Source organism: Paraburkholderia sp. RL17-380-BIE-A, from assembly GCF_046028085.1.
In the GTDB taxonomy this organism is placed as follows: domain Bacteria; phylum Pseudomonadota; class Gammaproteobacteria; order Burkholderiales; family Burkholderiaceae; genus Paraburkholderia.
Genome location: NZ_JARESQ010000021.1, coordinates 81,220 through 103,527, shown reverse-complemented (window position 1 = coordinate 103,527; position 22,308 = coordinate 81,220). Strand labels below are relative to the sequence as shown.

Sequence of the window (22,308 nt, the reverse complement as noted above, 5' to 3'; positions counted from 1 at the left end):
GTTTGCCGTTGCGCGCCTGGATTCGCGCGGCCGCTGAGCGCCCCGAAGGCTGTTGCCTTGCGGCAGCTCCCGAAGGCGCAAGCCCCCAAAGTGACTTTCTTCGGGGCGGAAGACTTGGGGCGGCCCGGCGTTTCCTGAAAGGACAAGACAATGAACCAGATGAATCCCGCCTTTGTGATGCCCGACGTGCAAAGCACGCCCGACACCCGCCAGATCCCGATTCAACGGGTTGGCGTGAAGGCCGTGCGCCATCCTTTGACAGTGCGCACGCAAGCCGGCGAGGTTCAGCCGACGGTCGGCACATGGAATCTCGACGTGCATTTGCCGGCTGACCAGAAAGGCACGCACATGTCGCGTTTCGTCGCGTTGCTCGAAGAGAACAAGGCGCCGCTGGAGCCCGCAACGTTCCGCACCATGCTCGCCGCGATGCTCGAAAAGCTCGAAGCCGAGGCGGGCCGCATCGAAGTGTCTTTCCCTTACTTCGTGAACAAGACCGCACCTGTGTCGGGTGTGCAAAGTCTGCTGGACTACGAAGTCACGTTGACGGGTGAGACCCGCAACGGCGCAACGCGCCTGTTCCTGCAAGTGCAGGTGCCGGTTACCAGCCTCTGCCCGTGTTCGAAGAAGATCTCGCAGTACGGCGCGCATAACCAGCGCTCGCACGTCACGATCAACGCCGAGCTGGCCGGCGACGTCGCCGTGGAAGAGCTGATCCGTATCGCCGAAGAAGAAGCCTCGTGCGAACTGTGGGGCTTGCTCAAGCGCCCGGACGAGAAGTTCGTCACCGAGCGCGCCTACGAAAATCCGAAGTTCGTCGAAGACCTGGTGCGCGACGTCGCGCAACGACTGAATGCGGACGAGCGGATCGTCGCCTATGTGCTCGAAGCCGAGAACTTCGAGTCGATTCACAATCACAGCGCCTATGCGGTGATCGAGCGGGATAAGCGCGCCGGTTGATGCGCGTGTTTGCCGACTGCATGAAAAAGCCGCTTCTTGAAGCGGCTTTTTCAATTCAACGATGACGGCACTCAGCGTGCGAGGGACGTCAGATCCCAGCGTGGTTTCACCGTGAACGCGTAGTCCTTGCCCGACTGATCCGGCCAGCGTTGCAGGCGCAAAGCGCCGGCCAGCGCGATCATCGCGCCGTTGTCCGTGCATAGCGACAAGTCCGGATAGTGCACGTAGAAATTGCGCTTCTTCGCGGCGGCGGACAGCGCCTCGCGCAGTTGCCGGTTCGCGCCGACACCGCCCGCGACAACCAGCCGGTTGAGTTTGGTTTTCTTGAGCGCCGCCAGCGACTTCGCGGCCAGCACGTCGACCGCCGCGTCGACGAAACCGCGCGCCAGATCGGCTTTCGCCTGCTCACAGATGTTGGTGCCGCCAAGCTTCTTGGCGTGCGTAAGGACAGCGGTTTTCAGGCCACTGAAGCTGAAATCGAGATCGCCGGAATGCAACATGGGGCGCGGCAGGACCACCGCGCCGGGCGTGCCGAATTCCGCCATGCGCGAGACTTCCGGGCCGCCCGGATAACCGAGGCCGAGCAGCTTGGCAGTTTTGTCGAAGGCTTCGCCGGCGGCGTCGTCCAGCGTTTCGCCGAGCGTCTCGTAGACGCCCACGTCCGTCACGCGCATCAATTGCGTATGGCCGCCGGACACGAGCAGCGCGACGAACGGAAATGGCGGCGGCTCGTCCACCAGCAGCGGCGAGAGCAAATGCCCTTCCAGATGATGAATGCCAATGGTCGGCTTGTCCCACGCCATGGCCAGTGCGTTGGCAACGCTCGCGCCAACCAGCAGCGCGCCCGCGAGCCCCGGGCCTTGTGTGTAGGCGATTGCGTCGATGTCGCCGCGGGCCGTGCCGGCGCGTTCCATCACCTCTTCGAGCAGCGGCAGGGCCCGCCGGATGTGATCGCGCGACGCCAGTTCCGGGACCACGCCGCCGTACTCCCGATGCATCGCAATTTGCGAATGCAGCGCGTGCGCGAGCAGGCCGCGCTCCGTGTCGTAGAGCGCGAGACCGGTTTCGTCACAGGAGCTTTCGATGCCGAGAACGAGCATGATGGGTGGGCCTGGGCGGACGCACGCTTAATGACACTGCGGCGCCCGAAAGTGAAAAAGCAAGCCTGAAAGTATAGCAGTGCGCCAGAAGGGCCGCAGAGGCACAGGTACAATGCGACCGCATGGAATCCTTCGATATCGCAGTGATCGGCGCAGGCGCGGCCGGGATGATGTGCGCGGCCGTGGCCGGGCAGCTCGGCCGCCGCGTGGTGCTGATCGACCATTCGCAGCGCCTCGCGGAGAAGATCCGCATCTCCGGCGGCGGGCGTTGCAACTTCACGAATCTGTATGCCGGCCCGGCCAACTACCTGTCGGCCAACCCGCATTTTTGCCGCTCGGCGCTCGCGCGCTACACGCCGCGCGACTTCATGGCGCTGCTCAAGCGCCATCATGTGACGTGGCACGAGAAGCACAAAGGCCAGCTCTTCTGCGATCAGTCGAGCGACGCCGTCATCGACGTGCTGAAGAACGAATGCGACGCGGGCCGTGTGGCATGGCGTACGCCGCTGTCCGTGGAAGCGGTGCGGCAAGACGCGGAAGGGCGCTTCACGCTGGATTCGCACTTGGGACCGATCAGCGCGCGTGCGCTCGTGATCGCAACCGGGGGGCTGTCCATTCCGAAGATCGGCGCAACGGATTTCGCTTACCGTCTTGCCAAGCAGTTCGGTCACAAGTTGATCGATACGCGCCCCGCGCTGGTCCCGCTGACCTTCGCCGCGGCGGACTGGGAGCCGTTCTCGGCGCTGTCCGGCGTCTCACTGGAAGTGCAACTCGCGACCGGCGACAAGAAGACCGGCGCGCAATTCAACGAAGATCTGCTGCTCACCCACCGCGGCCTGTCCGGCCCGGGTGTGCTGCAGATTTCGAGCTACTGGCAGCCCGGCGAGCCGATTCACATCAACCTGTTGCCCGAGCAGGACGCCACGACCGCGTTACTGGAAGCCAAGACCGGCACGAAGCGCCAGATCGCCAATCTGTTGTCCGAGTGGGTGCCGCAGCGGCTCGCCCATGTCTGGCTGGAATCTCATCAGATTCCGGCCGAAGCCCGTGTGGCCGATTTACCGGATAAAACCCTGCGCCGGGTCGGTGAGGCCCTGTCGCGCTGGACGCTGACCCCCAACGGCACGGAAGGCTATCGCAAAGCCGAAGTGACGCGCGGCGGCGTCGACACGCGCGACCTGTCGTCATCGACGATGATGAGCGCACGCGCGCCAGGCTTGTACTTCATCGGCGAGGCGGTGGACGTCACCGGTTGGCTGGGCGGCTACAATTTCCAGTGGGCCTGGGCCTCGGGCGTGGCCGCCGGCCAGGCGGCTGCGGAGTATGCCAGAGGGGCTTGACGGCGCTCTGGCTTTGTGAGAAAGCTCTGCTATACTCCTGAACCTTTACAAAGTTCCGTTATTGAAAAATGACGACCATCCGCGTAAAAGACAACGAGCCGTTTGAAGTTGCCATGCGCCGTTTCAAGCGCACCATGGAGAAAAACGGCTTGTTGACGGAACTTCGCGCTCGCGAGTTTTACGAAAAGCCTACGGCTGAGCGCAAGCGCAAGAAGGCGGCTGCGGTGAAGCGTCATTTCAAGCGTCTGCGTGGCCAGATGCTGCCAAAGAAGTTCTACTGATTCTGGCGTTGCCGCGGTTCCGGTCGAACGGAGCGGCGACATCCAACCGGTGACGGCACAGCAGGCGCCATCACGGAAAACACGGCCCTTCGGGCCAGTCGGCAGGGTCGCACCCACAACGCACATTGTGCCAACCCGCTTGAGGAAGCAGTCCCAAGCGGGTATTCGTGTTGATGCGGTTAGCCCGGCCGATTTTTCAAATTCCAACGCATTCAGGTGAGTGATGAGTCTCAAGGACCGTATCAACGACGATATGAAGGCCGCCATGCGGGCACGTGAAACCGAGCGTCTCGGCACGGTCCGCCTGTTGCTCGCCGCGATCAAGCAGCGCGAAGTCGACGAGCGCGTGACGCTCGACGACACCGCGATCACCGCTGTGATCGACAAGATGATCAAGCAGCGCAAAGATTCGATCAGCCAGTTCGAAGCGGCTGGCCGCACGGATCTGGCCGACAAGGAAAAGGCCGAACTGGCGATCCTGTCGGCTTATATGCCGGAACAGATGTCCGAGGCGGAGATCGTCGCCGAAGTTCAGGCGGCGGTCGCGCAAACCGGCGCAGCGGGTCCGCAGGACATGGGCAAGGTGATGGGCGTGCTCAAGCCGAAGCTGGCCGGCCGTGCGGACATGACCGCCGTCTCGGCGCAGGTCAAAGCCGCGCTCGCGAAGTAAGTTCTGTTTTTCCGGTCTGCGCGCCGCCGCTCGACGGGCGGCGTGCGCAGCCTTGAGCCTTTAAGGTAGCGTCATTTACTGTGATTCCTCCGTCATTCCTGCAGGACCTGCTCAACCGCGTCGATATCGTCGACGTGGTGGGCCGGTACGTGCAGTTGAAAAAAGGCGGCGCGAACTTCATGGGACTTTGCCCGTTCCACAACGAGAAAAGCCCTTCGTTTACGGTTAGTCCGACTAAGCAGTTCTATCACTGCTTCGGTTGCGGCGCACACGGTACGGCCATTGGTTTCCTGATGGAGCACGTCGGCTCGTCGTTTCCGGAAGCGGTCAACGAACTGGCGCAGTCGGTCGGCTTGACCGTGCCGAACGAACCTTCGCCGGGATATGGCGGCGGTTCCGGCGGCTATGCGCCGGCGGCGTCCAAAGCGGTCACCACGGCGCTTTCCGATGTCATGCAGACCGCCTGCGACTTTTACCGCAAGCAACTGCGCAGCGCGCCGGTCGCGATCCAGTATTTGAAGAAACGCGGCTTGACCGGCGAGATCGCGGCCCGTTTCGGGCTCGGCTACGCTCCGGACGGCTGGCAGAACCTCGAAGCGGCATTTCCGAACTACCGTGACGATTCGCTGGTCGAATCGGGATTGGTGATCGTCAGCGAAAAATCTGACGCACAGGGTCAGAACCGCCGGTACGACCGCTTTCGCGAGCGGATCATGTTCCCGATACGCAATGTGAAGGGGCAGGTGATTGGCTTCGGCGGCCGAGTGCTGGACGGTGGCGAGCCGAAATATTTGAATTCGCCCGAGACGCCTCTATTTAACAAGGGCAGCGAGCTGTACGGGCTGTTCGAAGCGCGTCTGGCGATTCGCGAGCAGCACTACGTGCTTGTCGTGGAAGGTTACATGGACGTGGTCGCGCTGGCCCAATTAGGGTTCCAGAACGCGGTGGCCACGCTCGGCACGGCCTGTACGCCGATTCATGTGCAGAAACTGATGCGCCAGACCGACACGGTCATCTTCAGTTTCGACGGCGATTCGGCGGGCCGGCGTGCCGCGCGTCGCGCGCTGGACGCCTGTTTGCCGCACGCGGCGGACAACCGCACTATCCGGTTCCTCTTCTTGCCGTCCGAGCACGATCCGGACAGCTACGTGCGCGAATACGGCACCGAGGCGTTCGCCGAGCAGGTCGAGCGGGCCATGCCGCTGTCGCAGTTCATGCTCAACGAGGTGCTGACCGGCAAGGAGCTGGACCAGCCGGAGGGCAAGGCCCGCGCGCTGTTCGACGCCAAGCCGCTGCTGCAGGCGTTGCCGGCCAATGCGCTGCGCGCGCAGATCATGCATATGTTCGCCGACCGGCTCGACGTGCCGTTCGACGAAGTCGCCGCGCTGTGCGAGGTCGATTCGCGCATCGCGGCGGCCGCCCGCGCCGCGCCGGCCCGAAAAGACCGGCGCAGTGTGACGGGAATCGAGGAAAAAACGCTGCGCAATCTGGTGATGCATCCGCGCACGGTGGCGGTACTGGACGAGGAGGCCGAACAGGCGCTCCTTACGGTTACGCGGCATGGCGAGCTATTCGAAGAAGTCACGACGCACGCGCGTGCGCTGGGCGATTCGGCGGAGTTTCAGTTGTTGTCCGACCTATTGCGAAACGGCGCAAACGCCCCAACTTTCGAGGAAATCTTTCGCAAAATTCTAGACTATGATGAAAATGTCCGGGATTTGCTGCTGAAAGACCCGGAGGATGCGACCGTCATCGAGGAACGGCGCGAGCAGGAACGGATCGTAGGAGAGGAGCTGAAGGCGGCGATCCTGAAGATGCGGTACGACGCATACTGCGATCGGCTAGAGCAGCTTTCGCGGCAATCGCGGCACACGCCGGAGGAATTCGCGGAGCTGTCGGAGCTCAATCGGAAGCGGGCCGACATGAAGCGCCGGCTCGGGCTGTAGGCGGAATGAAGGAAGCCTGGGTGCTATAATAAAAAGTTTCCAGCGGTTTGTTTTTAAAAGGGTTTTCCTAGCAAAGGCGAAAAGGCGATGCGATGGCAAAGACTAAAGACGCAACTGCGGGCGGCAAGAAAGCAACAGGCACGAACTCCACGGAGCAGACCAGAAAGGTCACTGAGGCCAAGTTAGTTTCTTCCGCCAGAAGAGCGTCTTCTGCCAGCATTGCACCGGGTGCAGGGAAGAAGTCCACGACCACTTCGGCTGCGCGAGCGGAGCCGGTCAGGGCGGCGAAAGTTGTAGCAGTACCGGCCACGAAGGGGTCGGGTGTCAGAAGCGCAAGGGAAGCGGCTGCCGCGCAGGACGATGCGGTAGTGCGCGAGGTTCCAGTATCCACGGTTCAACCGGCTGGCGTCCACCAGCCGCGAGTCGAGACTACAGCCGGTACGGCGAACTCCATGACGAAAAAGCTGAACGAAGTACCCGTCGATGACGACGCAACCCAAAGCGAAGAAACCCCCACGGCTGCTCCAGCCAAGGTGGAAAAGGCCAAGGCTCGCGACCGTCGTGCAAAGGAAAAAGCGCTGCTGAAAGACGCTTTCGCGTCGTCACAGCCTGGCACGGTCGAGGAACTCGAGGAGCGCCGCTCCAAACTGCGCGCGCTGATCAAGCTCGGCAAGGAGCGCGGCTTCCTCACGTACGCTGAAATCAACGACCACCTTCCGGATAACTTCACTGAGACCGAGGCGATCGAAGGCATCATCAGCACGTTCAACGACATGGGCGTGGCTGTGTACGAGCAGGCCCCGGACGCTGAAACGCTGCTGCTGAACGACAACGCGCCGGCGGCTTCTTCGGACGACGAAGTGGAAGAGGAAGCGGAAGTCGCGCTGTCCACCGTCGACTCGGAATTTGGCCGCACCACCGACCCGGTCCGCATGTACATGCGTGAAATGGGCACGGTCGAACTGCTCACGCGCGAAGGCGAAATCGAAATCGCCAAGCGGATCGAAGACGGCCTGAAGCACATGGTGATGGCCATCTCCGCGTGCCCGACTACCATCGCCGACATTCTGGCCATGGCCGAGCGCGTCGCGAATGAGGAAATTCGCATCGACGAACTGGTCGACGGCCTGATCGACGCCAACGCGGAAGACGCGGACGGCTTTTCCGCGCAAGAAGCGGAAGCGATCGAGAGCGAAGACGAGGAAGTCGAAGAAGAGTCGGAAGAAGACGAGGAAGAAGACGACGGCACGGCGCAAGCCACGGCCAACGCTGCGCAGATGGAAGCGCTCAAGCGTGCGTCGCTCGAAAAATTCGCGATGATCAGTGAATGGTTCGACAAGATGCGTCGCGCGTTCGAGAAGGAAGGCTACAAGTCCAAGTCGTATCTGAAGGCGCAGGAAACGATCCAGAACGAGCTGATGACGATCCGCTTCACCGCGCGCACCGTCGAGCGTCTGTGCGACACGCTGCGCGCACAGGTGGACGAAGTGCGTCAGGTCGAGCGCCAGATCCTGCACACGGTGGTCGACAAGTGCGGCATGCCGCGAGCGGAATTCATTGCGCGTTTCCCGGGCAGCGAAACGGATCTCGAGTGGGCCGACAAGATCGTCGGTGAAGGTCACGCGTATAGCGCGATCCTCACGCGTAACATTCCGGCCATTCGCGAACAGCAGCAACGTCTGCTCGATCTGCAAGCGCGCGTCGTGCTGCCGCTGAAAGACCTGAAGGAAACCAACCGTCAGATGGCGGCGGGTGAACTGAAGGCGCGTCAGGCGAAGCGCGAAATGACCGAGGCGAACTTGCGTCTCGTGATCTCGATCGCGAAGAAGTACACGAACCGTGGTCTGCAGTTCCTCGACCTGATTCAGGAAGGCAACATCGGCCTGATGAAGGCGGTGGACAAGTTCGAATATCGCCGCGGCTACAAGTTCTCCACGTACGCAACGTGGTGGATCCGTCAGGCCATTACGCGTTCGATCGCGGACCAGGCGCGCACGATCCGGATTCCGGTTCACATGATCGAAACGATCAACAAGATGAACCGTATCTCGCGTCAGATTCTGCAGGAAACCGGTCTCGAGCCGGATCCGGCAACGCTGGCCGAGAAGATGGAAATGCCCGAAGACAAGATCCGCAAGATCATGAAGATCGCGAAGGAGCCGATCTCGATGGAAACGCCGATCGGCGACGACGACGATTCCCATCTGGGCGACTTCATCGAGGACAACAACACGGTTGCACCAGCCGACGCCGCATTGCACGCCAGCATGCGGGACGTCGTGAAGGACGTGCTCGACTCGCTGACGCCGCGTGAAGCGAAAGTGCTGCGCATGCGTTTCGGTATCGAGATGAGCACCGATCACACGCTCGAAGAAGTCGGCAAACAGTTCGACGTGACGCGTGAACGGATCCGTCAGATCGAGGCGAAGGCGCTGCGCAAGCTGCGTCACCCGAGCCGTTCGGACAAGCTGAAGTCGTTCCTCGAAGGGAATTGATCGAGGTCGGTCATTCACTGTAGTGACGCAGTAGTTTGAAGGAGCCTCGCGGTTGTTTCGGCGGATCGAAGCGGTTGCGAAGGCTCCTTTTTCGTGTAGTATGTCGGCCAATTAAGGTTTTAGGGCCTCTAGCTCATGCTTGGTTAGAGCAGCGGACTTAGCAACGACTCACCTAAACCGCGCAGCATGGCATGGTGAGTCATGAATGGGTTGCCTTGGGGTAAGTTAGCTCTGCTCCTTGGTAGAACTGCTCAAATTCGGGGAACCCTCTGCTGCTTCGGCGGCGTGGCAATCCCGAGCGAAGCTCTCCTGGAGAGAACGTGTAGAGACTGAACGGGCAGGTCGTAAAGACAAGAGACAGTCCAGACCACAAACCCGAAAGGGACGGTGAAAACCGTAGCTGGTAAGCATAATCCGTTGGTGCCGTGTTCGACTCACGGGAGGCCCACCAAATTCTAGAAAGCCACTCTTAGGAGTGGCTTTCTTTTTTTCGGCTTCATGCGTGATCAGCATATATGAAATGACATTCATGCTATTCACGCGGTATAGCCTTGCCTCCACAATTCTCCTCAAGCGGTTTGTGCCGCATTCAACCGGAGAGTGGAATGTTTGCAGTTACTGGTATCACAGGTCAGGTGGGTGGCGTTGTTGCTCGTGCATTGCTAGCGGCTGGAGAGGACGTTCGCGCCGTGGTTCGCAGCGCCGCGAAGGGTGCCGATTGGAATGACCAAGGTTGCGAAGTCGCTATCGCGGAGATGTCCGACACAAAAGCGCTGTGCTCCGCGTTTTCCGGAGCCGACGGCGTGTTTATCTTGCTGCCGCCGAACTTCGATCCGTCGCCGGACTTTTCGGAGTCGCGCCACCTGATCGGGACGGTGCGCGACGCATTGAAGCAAGCCAATCCGGCGAAAGTGGTCTGCCTGTCGACGATTGGCGCTCAGGCTGTCCAGCCGAACCTCTTGCAGCAACTCGGACTCATGGAGCAGGAACTGGGTTCGCTGCCCATGCCGGTCGCTTTCCTGCGCGCTGGCTGGTTCATCGAGAACGCGGCGTGGGACGTGGACCCCGCACGCACGGCGGGCGTCATCCCCAGCTTCCTGCAGCCGCTCGATAAACCGGTTCCGATGGTGGCTACCGCCGATGTCGGCAGGGTCGCCGCCAGCATGCTGCAACAGCAATGGACCGGTACGCGGATCGTTGAACTGGAAGGTCCGCGGCGTGTCACCCCAAACGATATTGCGAGTGCGTTCGCGCAGTTGCTTGGCAAGGACGTACGCATGGAGCCGGTGCCGCGTGATACGTGGCAAGCGCTCTTCAAGTCGCAGGGCATGAAAAATCCCACTCCTCGCATGCAGATGCTGGATGGCTTTAACGAGGGCTGGATCGAGTTCGAGAAGCCCGGCCAGACGATAAAAGGCAATGTGGCGCTGGAAACAGTGTTGCAGTCGCTAATCGAACGGCTTGCATGAGTGTCTGTCGGCCAACCGCTCATCGACTGAGAGCGCCGGGCCTCGCCAACGCAGTGTTGCGAGGCCGTCCAGCCAACATGACAAGACGGTAATCCAGGCGACGGAGTCCGGTAACGGCGTGCGCGCTACGATCGGTCGCTCATCCCCATCGCTCGTCCGGCGTTTGAACAGGCGATGAGACGGTACGACCACTCTGCGCGCTCAGCGCGACCCAGGAGCGTTATCCATGCCACTCCGTCATTCCGTCGCCAGCGTGGCTGCGACGATCGTTGTCACCCTCATCCTGCTGGCCGTCGGCGCGTTTCTGTTCAGTTCTTCGGGCCTTTACGACGTATCCGCAAGCAAGAAAGACAGCCCGATCATTGCATGGATGTTGCACTCGACCTACGAAGCGTCACTACATCATCACGCTGGTAAAGACGTGCCGCCCGGCGATCTGATGTCGCTAAAGAATATCGAGGCCGGCGCGCGCTTCTACGATTCGACCTGCGCTGCTTGCCACGGTGTGCCAGGAAAGCCGCTGAGCTTCATTGGACAGGGGATTCAGCCGGCTGCGCCGGCGCTACTCGCCGCCAGTCGCCGCAACAATCCCAAACTGATGTTCTGGGTCATCAAACATGGCGTGAACATGACGGCCATGCCGAGCTTCGGAAAGACGCAAGCCGATCAGACGATATGGCAAACGGCCGCGTTTCTCTACGACGCAAGGGGTATCACTCCGGAGCGATACGAGACGCTTGTGCATGGGGCTAAGTAGGGGGCTGTTTTCTTTGGCAGTCTGAACTTCACTTGCGGCCGCAATGACGGACTCGTGCACGCCATCCGGAGATCGACGTGGCGACGAAGATGGCCGAATGGAACTACCGAGGAAAAGCAGTCTCGTCGACGGCTACGCTCATCCCATTCGATGCCAGGCCGCTAGTGGCCGCTCGCACGATCAGCGACTGGTCGCCGTTCCGATCGACTGGGTTATCGTGGGCGATTCAGCACTGAATCTCCTTATGACGCTTTTTCCATGGAGTGGCACGTCGTTTGCATAAGGTCGGCTTCCGGACCATATCAATAACGAGAACGACCATGCGACCCGACCACACCGCGACTGAGTTTGCCCAGGCTCCATCTTTGCTCGCCACGCCGCTGGAAAGCGGCGGCGAAACCTTGCCGCAACGGCAGATCAACGCTTTCGCGCGAGTCACCTTCTGCTTCGCGTGGCTTTTCGGGCTTGAGCCTTTCCTGACGGGATCGGTCGACGAGCGGCCTCGCTCGCGACTCGATCGCCATTGACGTCACATGTTTGCGCGACATGCCGGGCCGCCCTAACAGACGTTGAAACTTTCGCCACGCAACAGGGCAATTTCTACATCGGGAAAGAGGCGAATCGAGGCGGGCTCGCAGGCCTCGAAAGGTGTCACTTTGGCGCCGAGTCGCAGGAATAGTGGTTGCGCGAGAGCGGGTGGGAGTCATTCCCATCCTCTGGACGCTCATCATGCAAACCGGTCCTACCATCGACCCCGTCGCCGACCCTGCCAACCAGCCACTCGATGAACCTGGCGAGCAGCCGCGGCCATTGCCCGGCGTGCCGCCTGAAACCGATCCGCTCGCACCGGGCGCTGTGCCCGAGGACGGAGCGGCACAACGTCCTCGCGAGACACGCCATAACGTCGTGGTTGGCCGTAATTAGGGAAACTCCGTGTAAAAAAACGCACGGCCGTGCCGTTTAATGGTTACGGAAGGCGGTTCGGAAGTTTGCCATCCGTTTTCAGCACGGGTTTTTGTCACGCGGCGGTCGGCGCCGCATATTACCTCCGGACAACACCCGTGCTGAAGACTTTCCTCCTCTTCAGCAGACGGAACGTGAAGTCGTGCCAGAAGTGTCTCGTTGACTTGGTGACGACGGCCTCTTGGAAGAATTCTGCCTGGACCGAGTGCCACAACGTCCATCTAACGACGTATGCAGCCCCGCTGTGGCCGACTCGCCTACAATTCAAGCAGCCGCGCGCTGGCGCAACCGTTCCGCTTTAGCGTATAGCGTACAAGCGGGCTATTTGATCCACTCCCTCGCAACAAGAAAGAGTTAATCGCCGAATTCAGTGGGCCAGTCATTAAGCGCGACCAAACGTGATCGTCTTAATTAAAATAAGTTCCCGGTTTTCTAAAATAAATTTACTCCTGCTTTCACGCATACCTTCTATTGCCTCATTTGCGAGCAATCAAACATTTCGTATTTTTCGTTTCGTTCCGACCCGATTACGTCACGCATATTAAACGCTGTTGCATACACGCAACTGGCAATATTGAAAAGTTGCCAATTACTTATGAATAAAGCAGGTGCGACAGCCCCTTTATTTTGCGATAAGTAGTGAATAAACAAAGACTTAACGCCAGTGGCGTATGGATTGTTGCTGAATCTGGAAAATCCTGTTGTGTGAATTGCCAACATCCCTGTCAGGGTGTCCCCCTACACTCACGCTTCGTTTCAAGGGTGCCCGGCCGATCCGAAACGGGTCGGTGAACAGGGCGGCAATGGGTGCAAAGCGCGCGTTGCCGAGGCAGTTCCCGCTCCCCGCGTAAATTTATCGAACAGGAGTCCCAGCATGAAAAAGAGTCTCATCGTCGTTGCGGTTGCCGCATCGTTCGCTTCCGTCGCTCACGCACAAAGCAGCGTGACCCTGTATGGTCTGCTCGACGCCGGCCTGACGTACACCAGCAACGTCAACCACAACTCGAAGTGGGCAGCTGGTAGCGGCGGCATCAATCAAAGCATGTTCGGTCTGCGCGGCTCGGAAGATCTGGGCGGCGGTCTGAAGGCAATCTTCACGTTGGAAAGCGGCTTCAACATCAACAACGGCAAGTTCGCTAACAACAACGGCATGTTCAACCGTCAAGCGTTCGTCGGTCTGTCGAGCGCGCAATTCGGTACGGTCACGCTGGGCCGTCAATACGACGCAGCTCAAGACTACCTGGCACCGCTGACCGCAACGGGCAGCTGGGGCGGTACGTACTTCGCGCACCCGTTCAACAACGACAACCTGAACACGAACGGCGGCTACGCAGTCAACAATTCGATCAAGTACTCGAGCGCTAACTACGCTGGCTTTACGTTCGGCGGCACGTACGGCTTCTCGAACCAGGCTGGCGCATTCGCAAACAACCGCGAATACAGCGTTGGTGCTGCATACCAGTGGCAAGGTCTGCACCTGGGCGCTGCTTACGCACAGCAGAACAACCCGGGCGCCGGCAACAACGGTGCTTCGGATAGCTCGTACGTCAACGCACTGGCAGGCAACGTCGGCAACTTCCGTCAACGTGAATTCGGCGTTGCTGGTTCGTATGCATTCGGCCCGGCAACCGTCGGTCTGGCATGGACGCAATCGCGTTCGGACAACTTCGTGGGCGGTCAGCAATCGCTGCGCGCTAACAACTACGAAGTCAACGGCAAGTACAACCTGACGCCGGCTCTGGGTCTGGGCGTTGCTTACACGTTCACGGACGGCAAGGGCTACGGCGTTGGCGCGAACGGTGGTTCGGAGTCGGTGCGTTACCACCAGATCGGCGTGCAGGCTGACTACTCGCTGTCGCGTCGTACGGACGTCTACGCTCAAGCCGTGTACCAGCACGCAATGGGCGACGGCGGTGTCGCTTCGATCTACAGCGGCGACAACACGCAACTGCCGTCGTCGTCGAAGAACCAGACGGCTGCTACGGTCGGTCTGCGTCACCGCTTCTAAGCTTCAGCAGAAGCCGGTTGTACAAAAAGGTGCCGTTCGCGGCACCTTTTTTTATGCGCAGGCGATTCGCTGGCCGGCACCCGGCGTCCATGCCTGATGCCGCACACCTTGCCCGGCCCCGGCGGCCGTGTGCTGTTCCAGGACGCTTCTCGCATTTTCTGACGATTGCGCCTCGCCATCTGACAAGAGTTAACCTTCGCGAAAGCCTGCCTGGGTTAGTCTCAAATTCATTGATGGATAGACCCTATTTCGTGACGGCGCCAGCATGCGTCCTGCGGCTGTGCCTTCTTACCGCATGAATACTTCCGCTTCGAAGTCGCAGCCTCCTCCGCCGCCCGCTTACGATCTCACCGACGAGCAATGGCGCCGCATCGTGCCGCTGCTACCCGAGATGAAGCAGCACGGGCCCCGGCGGGGTCGCCCCTGCATCGATATCCGCTGGGTGGTGAATAGCGTGATGTGGGTGCTGCACGCGCGCGCGCCATGGAGCGCCATGCCTAAGTGCTACGCGCCGTATCAGACTGCGCATCGCTACTACTTGCGCTGGAAGAAGTCCGGCGTGCTAGCCAACATCGTTCTCGCGCTGTTCGAGACCGATACGCTCCTGGAGCGGCCTGTCGCGCGCCGAGGCGGTGTGCGCGCCGCGTAGCCCGCAGCTTTCACAATGGCAAACAGAAAGGCTGTCACCGGTTTCCCGGTGACAGCCTTTTTCAATCGCAACCGGCCTGAAGGTCCGCAGGTCTGTTGGTGCTCCACTCGATCATGCAGGTTGTTCGACCCTGAACACGGCAACGGCATCTCGGAGTTGATCCGTCTGCTCATCGAGGGAGCCGGCCGCGGCCGCAGCCTGTTCCACGAGTGCGGCATTGCGCTGCGTCACATCGTCCATCTGGCGAATCGCGAGATTGACTTCGCCGATACCTGAGCTCTGTTCCTTCGAAGCCGCCGAGATCTCGTTCATGATGGCCGTCACACGGCGCACCGCGTCGACCACCTCGCCGATCGTGCTGCCGGCCTTGCCCGCGAGCGCCGAGCCCTCGCCGACTTGCGCGACCGACTGATCGATCAGCACTTTGATCTCCTTGGCCGCCGTCGCGCTGCGCTGCGCGAGATTGCGCACCTCGCCCGCGACCACCGCGAAGCCGCGGCCTTCTTCACCGGCGCGCGCGGCTTCCACTGCGGCGTTCAGCGCCAGAATATTGGTCTGAAAGGCAATACCCTCGATCACGCTGATAATCTCGCCGATCTTGCTCGAACTATCGGTGATACCCGCCATCTTCTCGACCACGTCGTTGACCACCTGGCCGCCGCGGGCGGCGATGTTCGACGCGTCGTGCGCCAGTTCGGACGCGGTCGCCGCATTGTCGGCGTTCTGCGTGACGGTTTTGGTGAGCTGGTCCATGCTGGCGGCGGTCTGCTGCAACGAAGCGGCCTGCTCTTCGGTGCGGCTCGACAGATCCAGATTGCCTGCGGCGATTTCCTTCGACGCGGTGGTGATCGTCTCCGCCGAGGTCTTGATGCGCGCGACTGTCGACGCAAGTTGATTGCGCATCTCACGCAGTGAGAACAGCAAGCTCGAGGTGTCGTCGCGGCGCAGGTCGATGCGGGTGGCGAGATCGCCGCGGGCGATCTGCATGGCGATCGCGGCGGCTGTGGCGGGCTCGCCGCCAATCGAGCGCGACACGCTGCGCACCACGCGCGAAGCGACGAAAGACACGATCACGCCCAATACCACCAGCATGCCCGCCGAGCGCGTGAGCGTCGCGTAGAACTGTGCCTGAATGTCGTCCATATAGGCGCCGGCGATGAAATCCCAACCCCAAGGCGCGAAGCGCTTCACATAGCCGATCTTTTCGCTGGGCGTCGTTTCGCCGGGCTTCGGCCACCAGTAGCGCAGGTAACCGGCGCCGCCCGCCGAGGCGCCGGTATGGGCGATGTCCTGATACAGCGCGTTGCCTTTGGCGTCGCGAAAGCCGCTCATGTCCTTGCCGTTCAGCTTCGGGCTCATTGGATGATCGATCATGACCGAGTCGCTGCGCACGATCGTCACGTAGCCGGATGCGCCGTAGCGCTGCGCGCTGACGCGGGCAATCGCCTGTTGCTTTGCTTCGTCGACGGAGAGCTTGCCGGCGTCGGCCTGTTTCGCATAGTCCGCGACGATCGATATCGCCATATCGGTGACATCGGCCAGATCCGCGCGCCGCGCGTCCATTTGCGCGTTACGCGCCTCGTACGCGTTCACGACGGTCACGATCAGGAGCGCAGCCCAGCACAGCAGCAACGGCACCCACAGTTTCTGTTTCAGTGTCAGACGGTTCATTATCGGATTCGACAATACGTTGAGCTCGGAATAGGGAGGGCTGCAATCTACGCTGCATAGTTCGCATAACGGCGCGCGCGGCGCTTTCTTGATCCGGTTGCTCAAAAAACGGGCTGACAGACGGGCCGATAGACGGGCTGGCCGCGCGTCGGCGGCGCCCATGGCATGGCCGCGGGTTCGGCCGGAGGTTGGCGCTAGATCTGCTCGCGGCCGAACGCGCTCAGGCGCTCAAGGTCGAGTACATGAATCTGGTTGTAGGAGAGGCGCAAAATCTGCAGTCGTTCGAGGTTTTGCAGCGCCTGATTGATCCGCTGACGCGAGACGCCCGCCAGCAAGCCGACTTCTTCCTGCGAAATGGCCAGCGTGCGGCCGGTATCGGGATAGAGGTCCGGGTTGAACAGCTGCGCGAGCGACTGTGCGACGCGCGCGTCGACATCGAGCAGCCGGCTATTCTGGATCGACGCGATGAATTCGCCCATGCGGTTGTTCAGCTGCCGGATCACGAAGCCTGTGAACGGCAGGCTCGACTCCAGCAGCGCGTGGAACGTATCCGACGGCACGAACATGACGAGCGAAGGTTGGATTGCCGCGACGTCGTATTTGCGCAGTTCGCGCTTGATCACGCTGCCTTCTCCGAACCAGCCGCCAGGCGGCACGCCGGACAGCGTGCAGCTGCGTCCGGAAGCGTTGTAGATGGCCAGCTTGAGAAGGCCGGAATGCACGCCGATCCAGTAATCCGAGGGTTCCTGGCGGCGCGCGATCCACGCGCCGCCTTCCAGATGCTCGGCATGCGCGCTGGCGATCACCATGGCCTGATGCTCCGCGGCGAGCGCCCGAAACCACGCGCAAGTGGCGAACAGGGCCGGCAGGTCGGCGCGCGCGACCCGTTCCAGCCGGTTCGGACGGGCATCTGCGGGAGCGATGAGCGGGGCGTCGTTCATGGCGAATGGCGGGATCGATGGGGACTTATTGATCGAATCGAGGTTCGAAAGCGCCAAGGCGTGCCACTCTGTCATTTGAATGACAGACAGTTCACCATGACCATTGTTAGCCTAGTTTATCAATCAGAATAGTTGATGGCGCGGCGAGCGCCTCAGGAGACAACGCGATGAAACATATGTTCGAAGCAGGCCTTGAGCGCCGTGAAGCCAATAATGTCCCGCTGACGCCGATCGATTTCATCGTTCGCGCGGCAGAAGTCTACGGTGAGCGGCTCGCAGTCGTCCATGGGGAGATTCGCCGCAACTGGCGCGAGACCTACGAGCGCGCCCGGCGGCTGGCCAGTGCGTTGGAGCGCGCCGGCATCGAGCGCGGCGATACGGTCGCGGCCTTGCTCCCCAACATTCCTCCGATGATAGAAGCACACTTCGGCGTCCCCATGGCCGGCGCCGTACTCAATACGCTGAATACGCGGCTCGACATTTCGTCGCTGTTGTTCATGCTGCGTCATGGCGAAGCCAAGGCGCTGATCGTCGATACGGAATATGGCGAGTTCGCGCACCGCGCCGCGCTCGAATTCCCGAACCTGCGCGTGATCAGCGTGGCGGACGCAATGCCTGCCGACGCCGATCAATTTATCCGAGCAACAGACTACGAAGCGTTCCTGCAATCCGGCGACCCCGAATTCGCGTGGACCATGCCTCGCGACGAATGGGACGCCATTGCGCTGAACTACACCTCGGGTACGACAGGCGATCCGAAGGGCGTGGTTTATCACCATCGCGGCGCCTATCTGAATGCGGTGAGCAATATCCTCGAGTGGGATATGCCCAAGCACGCGATTTATCTCTGGACCTTGCCGCTCTTCCACTGCAACGGTTGGTGTTTTCCATGGACGGTGGCCGCGCGTGCCGGCGTCAATGTCTGCCTGCGCAAGTTCGATGCGAAGACGGTGTTCGATCTGATTCGCCGCGAAGGCATCACGCATTATTGCGGCGCACCGATCGTGCAGAGCGCGCTTGCAAACGCGCCGGCCGAATGGCGCGAGGGCATCACGCAGCGCGTGTCGACCATGGTGGCGGGTGCGGCGCCCGCGCCGGCGGTGATTGCGAAGATGAAGGAGATCGGTTTCGATCTCACGCACGTGTACGGACTCACCGAGACTTACGGGCCGGCTGCAGTCTGCGCGAAACAGGAAGAGTGGGATACGCTCGACGACGCCGAGCGCGCCGAACTGAACGCGCGCCAAGGCGTGCGCTACCACTTGCAGGCAGCGGTGACCGTGCTCGACCCGCAGACGCTGGCGCCCGTTCCCAACGATGGCGAGACGATCGGCGAGATCATGTTTCGCGGCAACATCTGCATGAAGGGCTATCTGAAGAACGAGCGCGCGACGGAAGCGGCCTTCGAAGGCGGCTGGTTCCATACGGGCGATCTCGGCGTACGGATGCCCGATGGCTATATCCGCATTCGCGACCGCAGCAAGGACATCATCATTTCAGGCGGCGAGAACATCTCGAGCATCGAGCTCGAAGACACGCTGTATCGCCATCCTGCGGTCGCCGTTGCGGCCGTGGTGGCGATGGACGATCCGAAATGGGGTGAGGTACCCTGCGCCTTCATCGAGCTCAGGGAAGGGGCTCAGGTGAGCGCGGAAGAGATCATTGCGCACTGCCGGCTATTTCTTGCGGGATACAAGTTGCCGAAAGCGGTGCGCTTCGGCGAATTGCCGAAGACATCGACGGGAAAAATTCAGAAGTTCGAACTACGCGCGCGCATCAAGAGCGAAGAAAACCGGTAACCGAGTTGCGCGTTCGATGGTGTGGCGTGCCGAATGGCACGCCAGCGCCGTTAGTTCATGCCGCAGACGAACGCGCATGAGCGCGCGGATGATGTGCGCCTCATCGCGCAGGTTCGCATGCCTGTCGCGAGCTTAGCCGCGCGTGTCGACCCAGTGACGAGCCCAGCGTGCCGAGTGCTGCAAGGCCTGTTCTTCGTTCGTGAAGTAATCGAGCGAATAGAACTGGTAGCGCCCTTCGGCACGCGCGCTGTCGGCGCGTTCGAGCAGCAGATTGGATGAAAATGTGCCATCGGGCAAACGGTGCGCCGAGGGTTTGACGGCATAGCCGTTGTAGTGATGAATATGTTTGTTTTGCATTTTAATTTTTTAATAATTGTCGAGTGCGCGCCTGCCTTGCGGACTCATGTGCGAGTCGCGCGGCCAAGCTGATTCAAGCCATTGCGAGCCGAATCCTGACGCAGTCGGAAAGCGAAAAATGGGCGTTGAAGCCGGAGGGGAGAATGAGGTGCAACGAGGCGTTTGGCGCTTAGGCAAGCTGCTTGAATGGCATGCAGCTCAAAGCGATCGCGCCAACTGTGGGAGACAAATGCTCCGCGAGGGTGTCGCTGCAGCCCGATGTCCGTTGCCGGACACCGAGCCCTTCAAACTTACATCGGCTTGATGTTAGCCGCTTGCAGACCCTTCGGGCCTTGCTTCGTTTCGAAGCTCACTTTCTGATTCTCAGCCAGCGTCTTGAAGCCGTCGCCGCTGATTTCGGAGAAGTGCGCGAACAGGTCGTCGCCGCCCTTGTCCGGGGTGATGAAGCCAAAGCCTTTGCTGTCGTTGAACCACTTAACGGTACCGGTATCCATGAAGAATCCTTGAGGTAAAAATAGAAAGATTTTGCTCTGTGAGAGAGCGCGTGAAGCGTCAAGGAGGGAGAGGACAACGAATACCGCTTAGGGAGCGAGACATTGATGAACAGCAATCGAACTTCTTGAACTTCGGGTGCCACAGTAACCGCCGGGTGGTGTCAGCGTCAACACTTAACTTGTAACTGTTTGGCTGCGCGTCATGAATGGCTTGGCGCAGGCGTTGGGCGGCAATGCTCGGCTGTCCCGCTCGCCGTGTCTTGCGGCACGGCGGGCGCTTCAAACCGCCGCACGTGTCAGATGCCCACTTTGTGTGCCGTCAGGATCAGGCGCAATCCCAGCGCGGCGACCGCGCTCGCGGCGACGCGATCGACCCAGGCTTTCCATTGCAGATAGATTTCGCGCGGGCGCTTGCTCGAGAAACACAACGCGACGACGGTGTACCAGCCGGCTTCGATAGCGAAGATCGCCGGCGGCAATGCAAAGTAGCACCACAGCGGCGGATGTTGCGGCAGCAGCGCCGCGAAGATACTGCCGTAATAGACGGCGGTTTTCGGATTGCTGAGTTGTGTGCTCAAACCGATCCAGAAAGATTTGCGTGCATTGGCCGGGACGGCTTGCGTCGTATCGAAGGCGAGCGGTTTGGCGGCGCCGCGCCAGATTTTCGACGCAAGGTAAATCAGATAGAGGCCGCCAGCCACTTTCAGTCCCACGTAGAGCCATTCGACACTGGCCAGCAACGTGTACAGGCCGAGCAGCGCGATGCCGCTGAAGAAAACGCCGCCGACGCCCATGCCGATCGCGGTGGCGAGCCCATCGCCGCGCGACAATCCGATCGAATTGCGGGCGACGATAACGAAGCTCGGCCCCGGACTCATCGCGCCCAACAGGAGTGCGGCGAGGATGGTGATGATGGCGGTAGAAGCGGACATGATCGGCTCTCTCCTATGTGCAGGCGTGTTAGTCAGTGGAACATAGCATGAGAGCGCGGAGATTTGCGCCTTGAGTTTGTTGCCAACTCATTTCATGACGAGGCCTATTCGCGTGGGTTTGCGACATTACATTGATTAAACCGGCCGGAATTGAAAAGCCTCGCATCGCGGACTAACAGCCCATTGCTGCAAGCAGCAGAAATTGGATGCTAGAATTCCTTTCCATACGCTGAAGCAGCCCTGAACGACGGGCGAGACACGAGTGCAATTGATCCAGTTGCCGGCGAATCCCCATAATCCAAGATTTATGGGGCATGTTTTCCAGGTGCGAGTGTTTACGCATGGGAAGAGGTATGGTGAGTTCGATCCGCACTCGAGCCATCTGAATCACGCATAGGCTTCGCGTTATTTAGCGAAGCCTTTGTTTTTCTAACGCGAGCATGAATAGCCGCGATACCGACACATGATGAAAGAGCGAGAAGAACAACGGTTGTTCGACCTCGATGGAAACGCACGTGAGCGCCTGATCGTGTGGATCCACAGGCGAATGGATGAATACGGCATTACGATGGAAGCGCTCGCGGAATCGATTGAAGCCGATGCGGCCGCGACCCGGGCCGTGATGTATCGCGACGCCTACGGCCATACGTGGGACGGTCACGGCGATAAACCGGACTGGCTCGCGCGGGCGATTTACGCTGGACAGAACATCGATCACTTCCGCTGCTGAGGGCGTGCGCGGCGTATGCGTGCCGATTGCTTCGGTATCCAAAGATCAAAAAAAAAGCCCGCGCAAGGCGGGCTCAACTACTCGGAGTTTCGCGATCCAGTCGCTAGAAGGATCATGTTCAGTGTATGTGAAAGCAATATGAAAGTGTAGAAAAACCGTATTACAGGTCGAAAAAGACGGTTTCCTTATCGCCCTGCATGTAGATATCGAAACGGTAAACGTTCGCTACATTCGGCTCGCGGCGTGCAATCAGCGTGTTGCGGCGCTCCGCCGGAACCGCTGCCAGCACCGGGTCTTTCTCGTTCGCTGCGGCTTCGTCCTCGAAATAGACGCGTGTGAAGGTGTGCAGCAGCATGCCGCGCATCGTCACGACCACATTGAGGTGCGGTGCTTCATCCGGGCCGACGCGGCCGGGCTTCACCGTCTCGACCACAAAGCGCTTGTGCGGATCCGTGCCGGTGCCGACGCGCGCGAAGCCACGAAAGCCCGTCTTCAGAATTTCCTCACGCGACTCCGGGAAGCGGCCATTCGCGTCCACTTGCGACACTTCGAGCATGGCGTCGCCGATTACCTTGCCGTCGCCGTCGAACACCTGGCCCACAATCGTGATGTGCTCGCCGGCCGCTTCGCGGTCGGCCAGAACGGGCGTAAACAGGCTCTTGAAGTCGAAATCGTATTGCTGCGGACACAGACCGTACGCGAAGTAGGGTCCAACCGTCTGCGAAGGCGTTTGTTTGAGAGTGGTCATG

Annotated in this window: 21 protein-coding genes; 14 read left to right on the top strand and 7 right to left on the bottom strand. The window is 60.5% G+C overall.

The annotated features are described in order from the left end of the window. The first annotated feature begins 150 nt into the window (after positions 1-150). Complete coding sequence (gene folE2, locus P0D68_RS29390) at positions 151-957, top strand: GTP cyclohydrolase FolE2 (protein ID WP_091804716.1); 807 nt, start codon at positions 151-153, stop codon at positions 955-957. Positions 958-1,028: 71 nt separating this feature from the next. Here the strand turns inward: folE2 and tsaD are convergent, their stop codons facing one another. Then, positions 1,029-2,057, bottom strand: coding sequence for a tRNA (adenosine(37)-N6)-threonylcarbamoyltransferase complex transferase subunit TsaD (gene tsaD, locus P0D68_RS29385; protein ID WP_091804714.1), 1,029 nt, complete (start codon positions 2,055-2,057; stop codon positions 1,029-1,031). Between the two features lie 122 nt (positions 2,058-2,179). On the opposite strand from tsaD, the gene P0D68_RS29380 reads away from it, so the two are divergent. The 11 genes from P0D68_RS29380 to P0D68_RS29330 all read left to right on the top strand — a co-directional run bounded on the left by P0D68_RS29380 (position 2,180) and on the right by P0D68_RS29330 (position 14,635). Next, the gene (locus tag P0D68_RS29380; RefSeq protein WP_408301588.1) at positions 2,180-3,397 is read left to right on the top strand and encodes a BaiN/RdsA family NAD(P)/FAD-dependent oxidoreductase; all 1,218 of its coding nucleotides are present in this window, start codon (positions 2,180-2,182) and stop codon (positions 3,395-3,397) included. 68 nt (positions 3,398-3,465) lie between these two features. After that, positions 3,466-3,678, top strand: coding sequence for a 30S ribosomal protein S21 (rpsU, locus tag P0D68_RS29375; RefSeq protein ID WP_028196180.1), 213 nt, complete (start codon positions 3,466-3,468; stop codon positions 3,676-3,678). Positions 3,679-3,901: 223 nt separating this feature from the next. Next, positions 3,902-4,348, top strand: coding sequence for a GatB/YqeY domain-containing protein (locus P0D68_RS29370; RefSeq protein WP_091804708.1), 447 nt, complete (start codon positions 3,902-3,904; stop codon positions 4,346-4,348). Positions 4,349-4,428: 80 nt separating this feature from the next. Continuing rightward, positions 4,429-6,294 carry a DNA primase gene (gene dnaG, locus P0D68_RS29365; protein ID WP_091804703.1) on the top strand — a complete coding sequence of 622 codons (1,866 nt, stop codon included), beginning with the start codon at positions 4,429-4,431 and terminating at the stop codon, positions 6,292-6,294. A 92-nt stretch (positions 6,295-6,386) separates the two neighbouring features. Next, a complete protein-coding gene (gene rpoD / locus P0D68_RS29360; RefSeq protein ID WP_408183680.1) occupies positions 6,387-8,789 on the top strand; it encodes an RNA polymerase sigma factor RpoD in 2,403 nt (800 codons plus the stop codon). 605 nt (positions 8,790-9,394) lie between these two features. Beyond that, on the top strand, positions 9,395-10,258 hold the full coding sequence (locus P0D68_RS29355; protein WP_408183682.1) for an NmrA family NAD(P)-binding protein: 864 nt from the start codon (positions 9,395-9,397) through the stop codon (positions 10,256-10,258). A 226-nt stretch (positions 10,259-10,484) separates the two neighbouring features. Further along, positions 10,485-11,015 (top strand): c-type cytochrome, encoded by a 531-nt coding sequence (locus P0D68_RS29350; RefSeq protein WP_408301584.1) that lies wholly within the window; start codon positions 10,485-10,487, stop codon positions 11,013-11,015. A 320-nt stretch (positions 11,016-11,335) separates the two neighbouring features. Next, positions 11,336-11,542: a hypothetical protein gene (locus P0D68_RS29345; RefSeq protein WP_408301582.1), complete on the top strand. Its 207-nt coding sequence runs from the start codon at positions 11,336-11,338 to the stop codon at positions 11,540-11,542. Positions 11,543-11,744: 202 nt separating this feature from the next. Next, positions 11,745-11,939 carry a hypothetical protein gene (locus tag P0D68_RS29340; protein WP_408301580.1) on the top strand — a complete coding sequence of 65 codons (195 nt, stop codon included), beginning with the start codon at positions 11,745-11,747 and terminating at the stop codon, positions 11,937-11,939. A gap of 913 nt (positions 11,940-12,852) precedes the next feature. Next, a complete protein-coding gene (locus P0D68_RS29335; protein WP_091804688.1) occupies positions 12,853-13,986 on the top strand; it encodes a porin in 1,134 nt (377 codons plus the stop codon). 295 nt (positions 13,987-14,281) lie between these two features. Continuing rightward, complete coding sequence (locus P0D68_RS29330; RefSeq protein ID WP_408301578.1) at positions 14,282-14,635, top strand: transposase; 354 nt, start codon at positions 14,282-14,284, stop codon at positions 14,633-14,635. Between the two features lie 111 nt (positions 14,636-14,746). On the opposite strand, the gene P0D68_RS29325 is transcribed toward P0D68_RS29330, so the two are convergent. Continuing rightward, a complete protein-coding gene (locus P0D68_RS29325; RefSeq protein WP_408301576.1) occupies positions 14,747-16,306 on the bottom strand; it encodes a methyl-accepting chemotaxis protein in 1,560 nt (519 codons plus the stop codon). A gap of 194 nt (positions 16,307-16,500) precedes the next feature. Further along, positions 16,501-17,247 (bottom strand): Crp/Fnr family transcriptional regulator, encoded by a 747-nt coding sequence (locus P0D68_RS29320; RefSeq protein WP_091808992.1) that lies wholly within the window; start codon positions 17,245-17,247, stop codon positions 16,501-16,503. Positions 17,248-17,414: 167 nt separating this feature from the next. Between P0D68_RS29320 and P0D68_RS29315 the strand changes: the two genes are divergently transcribed. Further along, the gene (locus tag P0D68_RS29315) at positions 17,415-19,046 is read left to right on the top strand and encodes an acyl-CoA synthetase (RefSeq protein WP_408183695.1); all 1,632 of its coding nucleotides are present in this window, start codon (positions 17,415-17,417) and stop codon (positions 19,044-19,046) included. A gap of 132 nt (positions 19,047-19,178) precedes the next feature. On the opposite strand, the gene P0D68_RS29310 is transcribed toward P0D68_RS29315, so the two are convergent. From P0D68_RS29310 to P0D68_RS29300, 3 genes are all read right to left on the bottom strand, one after another. Beyond that, complete coding sequence (locus P0D68_RS29310; RefSeq protein WP_091804673.1) at positions 19,179-19,403, bottom strand: hypothetical protein; 225 nt, start codon at positions 19,401-19,403, stop codon at positions 19,179-19,181. Positions 19,404-19,693: 290 nt separating this feature from the next. Next, positions 19,694-19,897: a cold-shock protein gene (locus P0D68_RS29305; protein ID WP_007178877.1), complete on the bottom strand. Its 204-nt coding sequence runs from the start codon at positions 19,895-19,897 to the stop codon at positions 19,694-19,696. A gap of 296 nt (positions 19,898-20,193) precedes the next feature. Continuing rightward, positions 20,194-20,829 carry a LysE family translocator gene (locus tag P0D68_RS29300; protein ID WP_408301573.1) on the bottom strand — a complete coding sequence of 212 codons (636 nt, stop codon included), beginning with the start codon at positions 20,827-20,829 and terminating at the stop codon, positions 20,194-20,196. Positions 20,830-21,295: 466 nt separating this feature from the next. Here P0D68_RS29300 and P0D68_RS29295 point away from each other — a divergent pair, with 466 nt between their 5' ends. Beyond that, positions 21,296-21,559: an H-NS family nucleoid-associated regulatory protein gene (locus P0D68_RS29295; protein ID WP_091808990.1), complete on the top strand. Its 264-nt coding sequence runs from the start codon at positions 21,296-21,298 to the stop codon at positions 21,557-21,559. A gap of 160 nt (positions 21,560-21,719) precedes the next feature. Here the strand turns inward: P0D68_RS29295 and pcaG are convergent, their stop codons facing one another. After that, entirely contained in the window at positions 21,720-22,307 is a 588-nt protein-coding gene (gene pcaG / locus P0D68_RS29290) for a protocatechuate 3,4-dioxygenase subunit alpha (RefSeq protein WP_408301571.1), read from the bottom strand. Position 22,308 lies beyond the last annotated feature (1 nt).